This window comes from Luteimonas terricola, assembly GCF_004352845.1.
Taxonomy (GTDB): Bacteria; Pseudomonadota; Gammaproteobacteria; order Xanthomonadales; family Xanthomonadaceae; genus Luteimonas; species Luteimonas terricola.
On the sequence record NZ_SJRX01000002.1, the window covers coordinates 129,028 to 141,456 of the forward strand.

Genomic DNA, 12,429 nt, shown 5'->3' on the forward strand with positions numbered 1-12,429 from the left:
CCCGCGGCCATCGCGCGGCACGCGGGCGCCGTGCCCCGCGCGGTTTACTGCCGTTGCACGCCGTGGACCACGCCCAGCCTGCGCACCTTGCGGATCACGTCGGCCAGGTGGGTGCGGTCGCGGACCTCGATCGCGAACTGGATCACCGAGACGTTGGTGTCGCGCTCCAGGTATTCGACCGCGTCGATATTGGACTTGGCCTTGGCCACCGCCGCAGCGACCTGCGCCAGCACGCCGGGCCGGTTCTCGACCTGGAAGCGCAGGGCGACGTTGTAGTCGCCGGTGACCACGCGGTCCCAGCCGATGTCGACCCAGCGCTCGGGCGACTTGCGGTATTCGGCCAGGTTCGGGCACTCGATCCGGTGCACCATCACGCCGCGGCCGGCGGTGTGGTAACCCATGATCTCGTCGCCCGGGATCGGCATGCAGCAGTTGGCGAACGTCACCACGCCGCGCTCGGCGCCGGTGATCAGGATGCGGTCCTCGCGGTGGTGCGCGCGCGCGCGCGCGGGATCCTTGCGGCTGAGCGACTGCGCCACCTGCGCCGGCATCCGGTTGCCCAGCGCGACGTCGGACAGCAGCGCCTCCAGCCGCGGGTAGCGGTGCTCGGCGAGGTAGGCGTCCAGCTGCGCCGCCGGCAGCCGCTCGAGCGAGCTGTCGAGGTCCTCCAGCGCGCTGTCGAGCATGCGGTGGCCGAGCTGCACGGCGTCCTCGTGCTCGAGCTGCTTGAGCTGCTGGCGGATCGCAGTGCGCGCCTTGCCGGTGACCACGAATTCCAGCCACTGTGGCCGCGGCTGGGACGACTTCGCGGTCACGATTTCCACCGTCTGCCCGCTGGCCAGGCGCGTGCGCAACGGCACCAGCTTGCGGTCCACGCGCGCGGCCACCGCCTGGTTGCCGACATCGGTGTGCACCGAATAGGCGAAGTCGATCGCGGTGGCGTTGCGCGGCAGCGACATGATCGCGCCCTTGGGCGTGAACAGGTAGACCTCATCGGGGAACAGGTCGACCTTGACGTTTTCCAGGAATTCCAGCGACGAGCCGGTATCGCTCTCCGTCTCCAGCAGGCCGGAAATCCACGAGTGCGCGCGCTGCTGGGCGCTGTTGGGGCCGTCGCCGCCGTGCTTGTAGGCCCAGTGCGCGGCGATGCCGCGCTCGGCGATCAGGTCCATCTCCTCGGTGCGGATCTGCACCTCGATCGGCGAGCCGTAGGGCCCGAACAGCACCGTGTGCAGCGACTGGTAGCCGTTCGCCTTGGGAATGGCGATGAAGTCGCGGAAGCGGCCATCGACCGGCTTGTACACCGAATGCGCCACGCCCAGAGCGTGGTAGCACTCCGCGACCTTGCCGACGATCACCCGGAAGCCGAAGACGTCGATCACCTGCTCGAAGGTCTTGGCCTCGCCGCGCATCTTGTTGTAGATGCTCCACGGCGACTTCACCCGGCTCACCAGGCGGTAGCCCATGCCTTCCTTGGTCAAGCGCTGCGCGATCTGGGCCTCGATCTTGGCCATGGCCTCGCGGCGCAACAGCGGCTGGGCGCGGATGTGCTTGTCGAGGATGCGGTGGCGCATCGGGTACAGCGCGCGGAAACCGAGGTCCTGGAGTTCGGACTTGATCAGGTTCATGCCCAGGCGCTGCGCGATCGGCGCGTAGACCTCGAGCGTCTCGCGGGCGATGCGTTCGCGCGCCTCGGCCGACTGCGCGCCCAGGGTGCGCATGTTGTGCAGGCGGTCGGCGAGCTTGATCAGGATCACGCGCAGGTCGCGCGCCATCGCCAGCATCATCTTGCGGAAGCTCTCGGCGTCCGCCTCGCGGCGGCTGGCGAACTGCAGCTTGTCGAGCTTGGTGACGCCCTCGACCAGCTCCGCCACCGACTCGCCGAACTCGCTGGCCAGGGCCGCGCGGGTCAGCGGCGTATCCTCGATGGTGTCGTGCAGGACGGCCGCCACCAGGGTCTCGATGTCGACCTTCTGGTCGGCCAGCACGCCGGCCACCGCCACCGGATGGGTGATGTAGGGCTCGCCGGACCGGCGCACCTGTCCCTCGTGGGCTGCCGCGCCCACGGCCCATGCGCGCCGCAGGAGCCGCAGCTGTTCCGCCGGCAGGTAGGCGGCGGCGGTTTCGAGCGCACGCATGTACCCGGGGACGTCCTCGTCCCCGGGCACGGATACCTGGACCAGCGCGAGCTCGGCGGAATTCATGCAATGAGCCTACGCGCGCGCCCGCGGGGCGGCAACGGAGGCCGCGCCGCCGCTGCCAGGCCGGAAATGCAGACGGCCCCGCCAGGGCGGGGCCGTCGATGCGGCGCGGCGCCTCGCGGCGCGCAGGCCGGGATCAGGCGTCGTCGCCCTTGGCCAGGTCGTCGTCGGCCACGACCTCGGCAGCGGCCCACTCCAGGGCCTCGCGCTCGCGGCGCTCGCGCTCGGTCTTTTCCACGGCCTCGACGTAGTCGGCATCGATGGTGCGGGCGGCGATCTCGCGCAGCGCCAGCACGGTGGGCTTGTCGTCGTTCTCGCTGTTGTCGAGCTTCGACTCGACGCCGTTGGCGAGCTGGCGGGCGCGCTTGGCGGCCAGCATGACCAGCTCGAAGCGGTTGTCGATGACCTGGAGGCAATCCTCAACGGTGATGCGGGCCATAAATCTCCGGGCGGCCGGCGGGCCGTCGATGCGGGGTAAGGGACCGGAAATGATAGGGCACGCAACCGTCTTTCGCAAGCAACGCAATGTAAATCAGTCACTTGCAGCGTTGTCCAGCCCTATTCCTCGCGAAGGAGCGCCGCAACCAGGCCGGCATGGCGCAGGGCCTGGGTGGCACGACGCAGCCGGCTGGCGACGAACACCGCGCACATCTCGGCCACGGCGGTATCGAAATCGTCGTTGACGATGACGAAATCGAACTCCTCGTAGTGCGACATCTCCTCGCGCGCGGCGGCCAGGCGGCGGGCCATGACCTCCTCGCTGTCCTGGCCGCGCTTGCGCATGCGCTCGTCGAGCGCGGCCCGCGAGGGCGGCAGGATGAAGACGCCCACGGCGTCGGGGACCACCGCGCGCACCTGGCGCGCGCCCTGCCAATCGATCTCGAGCAGCACGTCGCGACCCGCGGCCAGCTGCGGTTCGACCGACTGCCGCGCCGTGCCCTTCCAGTCGCCGTGGACGCGGGCGTACTCGAAAAAGTCGCCGGCATCGATCATGTGCTGGAACCGCGCATCGTCGACGAAGTGGTAGTGCTCGGCCTGGCGCTCGCCCGGGCGCGGCGGCCGCGAAGTGAAGGAAATCGACAGGCTGATGTTGCGGTCGCGCGCCAGGCAGGCGTTGACGATGCTCGACTTCCCGGCGCCCGACGGCGCCGCGACGATGAACAGTGTCCCGCGCACCCGGGCGTCGCCGCTATTCAATGTTCTGCACCTGTTCGCGGATCTGGTCGATCAGCACCTTCAGCTCCACCGCGATGTTGGTGGTGCGGGCGTCGACCGATTTCGAGCCCAGGGTGTTGGCCTCGCGGTTGAACTCCTGCAGCAGGAAGTCGAGCCGGCGGCCGGCAGGCTCGGGCTGGTCGAGCACGCGCCGGATCTCGACCACGTGGCTGTCGAGGCGGTCGAGCTCCTCGTCGACGTCGAGCTTCTGCAGAGCCAGCACCAGTTCCTGTTCCACCCGGCCCGGGTCCGCCGCCTGCGCAAGATCGGCCAGGCGCGCCTCGAGCTTGGCGCGCTGGCCGGCGCGGATCGCGGGAACAAGCCCGCGCACGTCGGCGGCGCGGGCAGCGATGCCGTCGACGCGCTCCAGCATGGCCGCGACCAGCTTGCCGCCTTCGCGTTCGCGCGCGGCGATGAAGGCCTCGATCACTTCGTCCAGGAGCGCCAGCACCTCGGCCTGCAGCGCCGCGGGCTCCGGGGCCGCCGATCGCAGCACGCCCGGAAACTGCAGCAGGTCCACGAACTGGGTGCGCAGGCCGGGGAAGCGGGCCTCGGCATCCCGTGCGATCGCCGACAGCTGGCCGAGCAGCGCCTCGTCGACGTGCAGCGAAGCCGCGCCCTCCGCGCCACGCAGCCGCAGCGAGAGGTCGAGCTTGCCGCGCGACACCTTCGCCGAGATCCGTTCGCGGAGCTGGGGCTCGAGCACGCGCAGCTCATCGGGCGCGCGCAGCCCGATCTCGAGGAAGCGGTGGTTGACCGCGCGCAGTTCGCAGGCAAGCGTGCCCCAGGGGGTCGTGCGCTCGCCGGAGGCGTAGGCGGTCATGCTGCGGATCATGCCGGCATCCAGTGGGTCGGGGTGCCGATGGTAAACTCGCGCGCCATTCCAGCGGTAATCGACATGTCCCAGACCCCTCGCCCCAGCGGCCGCGCGCCGGACCAGATGCGCGAGGTGCGCATCGAGCGCGGATTCACGCGCCACGCCGAGGGCTCGGTGCTGGTGGCCTTCGGCGAGACCCGGGTGCTGTGCACGGCCAGCGTCGAGAACCGGGTCCCCGGCTTCCTGCGCGGCAAGGGCACGGGCTGGGTCACCGCCGAATACGGCATGCTGCCGCGCGCCACCCACACCCGCAGCGACCGCGAGGCCTCCCGCGGCAAGCAGGGCGGGCGCACGCTCGAGATCCAGCGCCTGATCGGCCGCAGCCTGCGCGCCTGCGTCGACCGCGATGCCCTGGGCGAGCGCACCATCACCCTCGACTGCGACGTGCTGCAGGCCGATGGCGGCACCCGCACCGCGGCCATCACCGGCGCCTACGTGGCCCTGGTCGATGCCGTGCGCTGGCTGCAGGGCCGCGGCGAGCTCAAGCGCGACCCGATCCATGGCGCGGTGGCGGCGGTATCGGCCGGCATCCATGGCGGCCTGCCCGTGCTCGACCTCGATTACGTCGAGGACAGCGGCTGCGACACCGACATGAACGTGGTGATGAACGACGGCGGCGGCTTCATCGAGCTGCAGGGCACGGCCGAGGGCCACGCCTTCCGCCGCGACGAGCTCGATGCGCTGCTGGCGCTGGCCACGAAGGGCTGCGGCGAACTGTTCGCCGCGCAGCAGGCCGCCCTGGCCGCGGGCTGAGTCGTGGACCTGGTGCTGGCCAGCGGCAATGCCGGCAAGCTCGCCGAGCTGCACGCCCTGCTGGGCGGCGATGGCTTCAGCCTGCGCGCGCAGTCGGAATTCGGGGTCGATGACGTCGAGGAAACCGGCCTCACCTTCGTCGAGAACGCACTGCTCAAGGCCCGCAACGCCGCACAGGTCACGGGCCTGCCGGCGCTGGCCGACGACTCCGGCCTGTGCGTGGACGCGCTGGGCGGCGCACCCGGCCTGTACTCCGCGCGCTACGCCGGTCCCGGCGGCGACGCCGCGCGCAACATCGAACGCCTGCTGCGCGAGCTCGACGGCGTCGCCGACGGCGCGCGCGGCGCCAGCTTCCACTGCTGCATCGTGCTGCTGCGGGATGCGACCGATCCGCGTCCGCTGGTGGTCGAAGGCAGCTGGCGTGGCCGTATCCTGCGCACCGCGCGCGGCGAAGGCGGCTTCGGCTACGACCCGGTATTCCTGGACCCGGACAGCGGCCTGACCGCCGCCGAGCTGCCGGCCGCCATCAAGAACGCGGTCAGCCACCGCGGCCGCGCCCTGGCCGCGCTGCGCGCGCGCCTGTCCGAACTGGCCTGACCGTGCTGGTGCCGCCGCCGCTGTCGCTGTACGTGCACCTGCCCTGGTGCGTGCGCAAATGCCCGTACTGCGACTTCAACTCGCACGAACAGCGCGGCGCGCTGCCGTTCGGCGACTACGTGCGGGCGCTCATCGCCGACCTCGAGCACGACCTGCCGCTGGCCTGGGGCCGCACCGTGCACAGCGTGTTCTTCGGCGGCGGCACGCCCTCGCTGTTCCCGGCCGACGCCATCGACGATTTCCTGCAGCAGGCCAGCGCGCGGCTGCGCTTCGCGCCCGGCTGCGAGATCACGCTCGAGACCAACCCCGGCACCGCCGAACATGGCCGCTTCGACGGCTACCTGGCGGCGGGCGTGAATCGCCTGAGCTTCGGGGTGCAGAGCTTCGACGACGGCTGCCTGCAGCGGCTGGGCCGCATCCACGACAGCCGCGAGGCCGAGGCGGCGGTCAAGCTCGCGCAGGACGCGGGCTTCGACAACATCAACCTCGACCTGATGTACGCGCTGCCCGGCCAGGACCTGGCCGGCGCCGCCGCCGACCTCGAGCGCGCCTTCGCGCTGGACCCGGCGCACGTCTCGCACTACCAGCTCACCCTGGAGCCGAACACGCTGTTCGCCGCGCGGCCGCCCGGCGGCATTCCCGACGAGGACGCGGCCTGGGACATCCAGGAACACTGCCAGGAGATGCTGGCCGCTGCAGGCTTCGAACATTACGAAGTCAGCGCCTACGCCCGCCCCGGCCGGCAGTGCGCGCACAACCTCAACTACTGGCGTTTCGGCGACTACATCGGCATCGGCGCCGGCGCCCACGGCAAGATCAGCCTCGGTGCCGCGCAGACGGTGCGCCGGCGCTGGAGGCTCAAGCACCCCACGGCCTGGATGTCCGTCGCCGGCGGCGCCGACGCGCTCGGTGGCGACGAGGATGTCGAGCCGTCGCGCCTGCCCTTCGAATACATGCTCAATGCGCTGCGGCTGCACGAGGGCTTCGCGCTGGCGGACTTCGAGGCACGCACGGGCCTGGCGCGGACCACGATCGCCGCGGAGCTGGCCGACGCCGTGTCCCGCGGCTGGCTCGACGTCGATCGCGAACGCGTGGTCCCCACCGCGCTGGGGCGGCGCCTGGGCAACGATGTGGTCTCGCTGTTCCTGGCATGACGCAGACGGCCGCGATGGCCATGGCCGGTCGCGCCCGGTTCCTGCGTGCTGGCCGTCACAAGACGCCCATGATATGAAGATCCCCGGGGAACCAGCACACACTCATGTCATTGACGACTCATTCCAGCGACGACCCCGGGCGACGAAGCCTGGCGGCCGCAGACCTGCCGCGGCGCGTTCGCAAGGCGCTTGACGCGGCGCTGAGGCTGGTGTCGATGGAACTCGACCCCTACCTGGCATCGCTGCTGGACGAGTACGAGCAGGAGCTGTTCCGGCTGGCCGAGCGCGCGCGCCACCCCGGCAGCGAGTCCGCCTACGTGCAGGCATTGCGCAGCTTCCGCAGCAACCGCTCGGACCTGGTGCCGCAGTTCATGCTCGAGCTCGAGGCCGGACTGGCCACGCTGCGCACGCCACCCGCGAGCTCCACGCCGGCATCGTCGCCCGCAGCGCCGGCCGCCGGTCGCGTACTGAGCCTGGTCGACGATTCCATGATCGACGAGGACACCCTGCTGCGCGAGATCGCCACCCGCCAGGAGGGCCGCGCCAGCCTGCCGATGCACCTGCTCGGCCAGCGCTTCGGGGTCCTGGCCGGGACGCCCGCGCTGGATGCCGAGCGCCTGCCGCTGGGCCCGCAAGCCGTGTGCCGCGCGCTCCGCAACGCCTGTCGCTCGCTGCAGATCGGCCCGGAGGCGCGGGAGCTGCTGTATCGGCTGTTCGACCGCATGGTCATGGCCCACTACGCGCCGGTGCTCGAGAAGCTGGATGCCACGCTCGACCAGGCCGGGATCCTCGGGGGCCTGACCTATGTGCCCATGCGCCTGCGCGCGTCGCCGCGCGGATTGGCCGAAGAAGCCGCGGAGAACGCGGCGCCGGGCCAGGCGGCGGGGCGCCGCAAGGCTGGCGCGCACAGCGCTGCGGATGACGACCACGGCAGCGATACCGCCAACCAGGGGCATCGCACCGCGGGCGGCAACACGGCGAACACCGGCGCCGCGAGCCACACCCCGGCCGGCACCGCAACGGGCGGACGGACGGGCCAGGCCGGCGTCCCGGGCAGGCCTGTGGGCGCCGGACAGCCGCACACGGGCTGGATGGCGGAAACCACCACCGCCCTCGCCGGCAGCGACGAACAGGCGTCATACGCCGCACTGCAGCAGTTGCTGGCCGGGCGCCGGGCGCTGATCGGCAAGCTCAAGGCCGGGAAGTCCGGGGGGGCCATGGCGACGCTGGGCACCGGCGAGGTGATGCAGGCGCTGGGGACGCTGCAACGCCAGCCCAGCGGCCCCGGCGGCGCCAAGCCGAGCCTGATGGACGTGCGCCAGATGCTGCTGGCGCAGGCGCGGCAGCGGCACGGCAAGGGCGCGACCCTGTCGCAACGCGACAACGACTCCTTCGAACTGCTGCACCTGCTGTATGGCCAGCTCGAGGGCGAGATCCAGACCGGTGCGCCGGCCGCGGCGCTGATCCGGCGCCTGCAGCTGCCACTGCTGCGCGTCGCGCTCCAGGACCAGGCCTTCTTCGTACAGGCCACCCACCCGGCGCGCGAGCTGCTCAACACCGTCGCCGAGACCGCCGCCAACTGGCTGGACAAGGACGACGTCGATCCGCAGCTCCTGATGCCGCTGCAGCAGGCCGTCAATCACGTCGTCGACCAGTACGACGGCGACAGCAAGGTGTTCGAGGCCAGCAATGAAAAACTGCAGGCCCACCTGCAGGCGCAGGTGCGCAAGGCCGAGATGCTCGAGCGCCGGCACATCGAGGCCGCCCGCGGCAAGGAGAAGCTCGAAGTCGCCAAGCGGCGCTCGTCGGCGGTGCTCGAAAAGCTGATGGGCGACCAGCGCATCCCGAAGTTCTCCAGGGCCCTGCTCAACCAGGCCTGGGCCGATGTGCTGACCCTGACCCTGCTCCGCCAGGGCGAAGAATCGCCGGAGTGGCAGGCCCAGCTCGACGCCACCCGCCGCATCATCACCGCCTGCGCGCGCGGAGAGGAGATCGCCGACCCGGCGCTGGCCAGCCACGTCGAAGCGGCCCTGTCGCAGGTCGGCTACCACGCCGAGGAAGCCGGCATCATCGCCGCCCGCCTGACCAGCAGCCGCAGCGACGAGGACGATCCGGCCTCGCGCACCGAGCTGGCGATGAAGCTCAAGGCGCGCACCCGGCTTGGCGAGGATGCCGCGCACGCGCGCCGCCCCGACCTGCCGCCGCGCACGACCGAAGAGCAGGCGCGCTACGAGCAGCTGCGGGTGATGCCCTTCGGCACCTGGATCGAGTTCACCACGAACCAGCAGGGCGACGTGGTGCGCCGGCGCATGTCCTGGTTCAGCCCGGTGACCGACAACGCGCTGTTCGTGAACCAGCGCGGCCAGCGCATCGGCGAACATTCGCTGGATTCGCTGGCGCGGATGATCGTGGCCGGCCAGGCCCGCATCGTCACCGCCGAGCGCGGACGCCTGGTCGACCGCGCCTGGCAGGCGACGTTGCGCACCCTGCGCAGCTTCGCCGGCCGCGGCGACGCGCTGCCCATCTCCGGGGACGCACACGCATGATCAACGAGTTCCGCCGCGCCCGGCGCCGCAAGGCCCCCGATACCATCCTGGTGGTCGATGCCATGACCGAGCGCGTGGTCGGCCGCATCGGCAACCTGTCGGAAACCGGCATGCTGCTGATGGCCGGCACGCCGCTGGTGGACGATGCGCTGTACCAGTTCCGGTTCAGCCTGAACGCCGACGGCGGCGACGAGGCGAGCATCGAGATCGGTGCGCACCTGTTGTGGGTGGACAAGGCCAGCGCGCCCGGCCAGGTCTGGGCCGGCTTCCGGTTCATCGGCACGACCGAACACCAGGCGGGCTCGCTGCGCGCCTGGATCGACGCACCCGGCAGCCGCTACGAATAGCGCATCCCGGCGGGATCGCGGCCGATGCGGCAAAATAGGGCCTTCCCCGTACACGTTGCCGCCATGACCTCCCAGACCGCCGCCGCCCTCTACCCCGCCCACCTCGAAACGCTGTCCGCCCGCGCCGCCGTGGCCCTGGAGCGCGGTGGCTTCGACCATCTGGTGGTGCCCAGCGGCACCCTGCACTACCAGATCTTCGACGACCGCGACTATCCCTACGCCGCCAACCCGCAGTTCAAGGCCTGGGTGCCGTTGGTGCGCAATCCCGACAGCTGGCTGGTGTTCACGCCGGGCGAGCGCCCGAAGCTGGTGTACCTGCAGCCGCGCGACTACTGGCACGTGGTGCCGGATGCGCCGTCGGGTTACTGGGTCGACCATTTCGACATCGAGGTGGTGCGCAACCCGGACGACGCCCTGCAGCACCTTCCGCGCAACGCCACCCGCTGCGCCATCCTCGGCGAAGCGCAGAGCGCGCTCGGACGTTACGGCGCCTTCGCGCCCAACAACCCGCAGCCGGTGCTCGACTACCTCGACTACCACCGTGCCTTCAAGACGCCCTACGAACTGGCGATGATGCGCGAGGCCAACCGGCGCGCCGTCCGCGGCCATCGCGCCGCCGAGCGCGCCTTCCGCGCGGGAGCCAGCGAGTTCGGCATCCACCTGGCCTACTGCCAGGCCGTCGGCGAGGACGCCAACGAGCTGCCCTACAACAACATCGTCGCGCTGAACACGCATGGCGCGGTGCTGCACTACACCGAGCGCGACCGCCTGCCGCCGAAGCCCGTGCGCAGCTTCCTGCTCGACGCCGGCGCCAGCCACGGCGGCTATGCCGCCGACATCACCCGCAGCCACGCCATGGACCGCGGCGGCGAGTTCCAGGCCTTCATCGACGCCATCGACCGCGCCGAACTGGCCATGTGCGACCAGGTCCGCGCTGGCGTCGACTATCGCCAGCTGCACCTCGACGCCCACCTGGCGCTGTCCGGCGTGCTGAATGAGTTCGGCATCGTGACGTGCGGCGCCGAAGAGGCGGTGGCGACGGGCCTGAGCTCGAGCTTCTTCCCGCACGGTCTCGGCCACGGCCTGGGCCTGCAGGTGCACGATGTCGCCGGCTTCGCCGCCTCCGACGCCGGCGGCACCATCGACAAGCCCGAAGGCCATCCCTACCTGCGGCTGACCCGCGAACTCGCACCCGGCATGGTCGTGACCATCGAACCCGGCCTGTACTTCGGCGCGGTGCTGATGGAAGACCTGGCGGCCAGCGACAACGCCCGACTGGTCGACTGGGACCGCGTCGACGCCTTCCGCCCCTTCGGCGGCGTCCGCATCGAGGACAATGTCATCTGCACCGACGGCGCCCCGGTCAACCTGACGCGCGAGGAGTTCGCGGCGCTGGCCTGAGCCCGGGCCGCCGCGCGGCTCAGGCGGCCATGAATTCCTCGATCTCGTCGGCGCTCCGCGCCAGCCCGGTGGTGAGCACTTCGTGGCCGTCCCTTGTGATGGCCACGTCGTCCTCGGTGCGGATGCCGATGCCGCGCCACTTCGCGGCCACGCCGGTATCCCCCGGCGGGATGTAGATGCCCGGCTCGATGGTGTAGACCATGCCCGCTTCGAGCAGGCGCGACTCGCCGTCGATGCGGTAGTCGCCGACGTCATGCACGTCCAGGCCGATCCAGTGGCCGGTCTTGTGCGGGTAGAAGCGCTTGTAGGCGCCGTCGGCCAGCGCCTTGCGCAGCGTGCCCTTGAGCAGGCCGAGCGACAGCATGCCTTCGGTCAGCACCTCGACCGCCGCTTCGTGGCCGGCCTCGTACGCGACGCCGGGCCGTGCCTGGGCGAGCGCCGCCGCATGCGCGGCACCCACCAGGTCGTGCAGCACGCGCTGCTCACGGCTGAAGCGCCCATCGACCGGGAAGGTGCGGGTGATGTCGGCGGCATAGCCACGGTGTTCGGCGCCGGCGTCGACCAGGACCAGGTCGCCGCGGCGCACGACCGCGTCGTTGGCACGATAGTGGAGCACGCAGGCGTTGCCGCCCGCGCCGACGATGCTGCCATAGGCGGGCTCGGTGCCGGCGGCGCGGAATACACGTTCCAGCTCGGCCTGCAGTTCGTACTCGCGCATGCCCGCCCGGGCGCTGCGCATCACCGCCTGGTGCGCCTGCACCGTGACCTTGGCCGCGCGGCGCATCAACCTGAGCTCGTCGGCGGTCTTGAACAGGCGCATCTCGTCGAGCAGGTGGCCCAGCTCGAGAAACTCGTGCGGCGGCTGGGCGCCGTGGCGCACCTGGGCGCGGACTCGGTTCAGCCAGCCGATCAGCTTGAGGTCGAAGTCGGTGTCGCGGCCGAAATGGTAGTAGACGCGGCGGCGGCCCTCGAGCAGGCCGGGCAGGATCTCGTCGAGGTCGTCGATGTCGTAGGCGTCGTCGACCCCGAGCGTGTCAGGCGCGCCCTCGGGCCCGACGCGCGGACCGTCCCAGGCCTCGCGCGCAGGGTCGCGCTCGCGGCAGAACAGCAGGCTCTCGCCGTGCTCGCGGCCGGGCACCAGCACCAGCACGGCATCGGGTTCCTCGAAGCCGCTCAGGTAGAGGACGTCGGAATCCTGCCGGTAGGGATGGAAGGTATCCCGGCTGCGCACGCGCTCGGGAGCGGCGGGCAGGACAAGGATGGCGTCATCGCCGGCCATGCGCATCAGTTGACGGCGGCGGCGCCTGTAGCTGGCGAGCGAGGTGGCAAGGGCCATGC

The 12,429-nt window shown here is 71.1% G+C and carries 11 protein-coding genes; 6 read left to right on the forward strand and 5 right to left on the reverse strand.

The genetic code is table 11. The features are described from left to right. Positions 1-44: 44 nt before the first annotated feature. The 4 genes from E2169_RS05285 to E2169_RS05300 all read right to left on the reverse strand — a co-directional run bounded on the left by E2169_RS05285 (position 45) and on the right by E2169_RS05300 (position 4,251). On the reverse strand, positions 45-2,204 hold the full coding sequence (locus E2169_RS05285) for a RelA/SpoT family protein (RefSeq protein ID WP_132985587.1): 2,160 nt from the start codon (positions 2,202-2,204) through the stop codon (positions 45-47). Between the two features lie 133 nt (positions 2,205-2,337). Beyond that, positions 2,338-2,640 carry a DNA-directed RNA polymerase subunit omega gene (rpoZ, locus tag E2169_RS05290; RefSeq protein ID WP_132985588.1) on the reverse strand — a complete coding sequence of 101 codons (303 nt, stop codon included), beginning with the start codon at positions 2,638-2,640 and terminating at the stop codon, positions 2,338-2,340. A 119-nt stretch (positions 2,641-2,759) separates the two neighbouring features. Next, positions 2,760-3,377 (reverse strand): guanylate kinase, encoded by a 618-nt coding sequence (gene gmk / locus E2169_RS05295; RefSeq protein ID WP_132985990.1) that lies wholly within the window; start codon positions 3,375-3,377, stop codon positions 2,760-2,762. Between the two features lie 13 nt (positions 3,378-3,390). After that, complete coding sequence (locus tag E2169_RS05300) at positions 3,391-4,251, reverse strand: YicC/YloC family endoribonuclease (RefSeq protein ID WP_132985589.1); 861 nt, start codon at positions 4,249-4,251, stop codon at positions 3,391-3,393. A 63-nt stretch (positions 4,252-4,314) separates the two neighbouring features. On the opposite strand from E2169_RS05300, the gene rph reads away from it, so the two are divergent. From rph to pepQ, 6 genes are all read left to right on the forward strand, one after another. Then, positions 4,315-5,046: a ribonuclease PH gene (gene rph, locus E2169_RS05305; protein WP_132985590.1), complete on the forward strand. Its 732-nt coding sequence runs from the start codon at positions 4,315-4,317 to the stop codon at positions 5,044-5,046. Positions 5,047-5,049: 3 nt separating this feature from the next. After that, positions 5,050-5,643, forward strand: a complete 594-nt coding sequence (rdgB, locus tag E2169_RS05310) for an RdgB/HAM1 family non-canonical purine NTP pyrophosphatase (RefSeq protein WP_132985591.1) — start codon at positions 5,050-5,052, stop codon at positions 5,641-5,643. Then, on the forward strand, positions 5,640-6,797 hold the full coding sequence (gene hemW, locus E2169_RS05315) for a radical SAM family heme chaperone HemW (RefSeq protein WP_132985991.1): 1,158 nt from the start codon (positions 5,640-5,642) through the stop codon (positions 6,795-6,797). Before rdgB ends, hemW begins: the two co-directional genes overlap by 4 nt. A gap of 104 nt (positions 6,798-6,901) precedes the next feature. Further along, positions 6,902-9,343, forward strand: coding sequence for a DUF1631 family protein (locus tag E2169_RS05320; protein ID WP_132985592.1), 2,442 nt, complete (start codon positions 6,902-6,904; stop codon positions 9,341-9,343). Then, a complete protein-coding gene (locus E2169_RS05325; protein ID WP_132985593.1) occupies positions 9,340-9,690 on the forward strand; it encodes a PilZ domain-containing protein in 351 nt (116 codons plus the stop codon). The genes E2169_RS05320 and E2169_RS05325 overlap by 4 nt, the downstream gene beginning before the upstream one ends. 63 nt (positions 9,691-9,753) lie before the next feature. Beyond that, on the forward strand, positions 9,754-11,091 hold the full coding sequence (pepQ, locus tag E2169_RS05330; RefSeq protein WP_132985594.1) for a Xaa-Pro dipeptidase: 1,338 nt from the start codon (positions 9,754-9,756) through the stop codon (positions 11,089-11,091). A gap of 19 nt (positions 11,092-11,110) precedes the next feature. Here pepQ and E2169_RS05335 read toward each other — a convergent pair whose 3' ends face one another. Further along, positions 11,111-12,427, reverse strand: coding sequence for an aminopeptidase P N-terminal domain-containing protein (locus E2169_RS05335; protein WP_132985595.1), 1,317 nt, complete (start codon positions 12,425-12,427; stop codon positions 11,111-11,113). Positions 12,428-12,429: the final 2 nt, after the last annotated feature.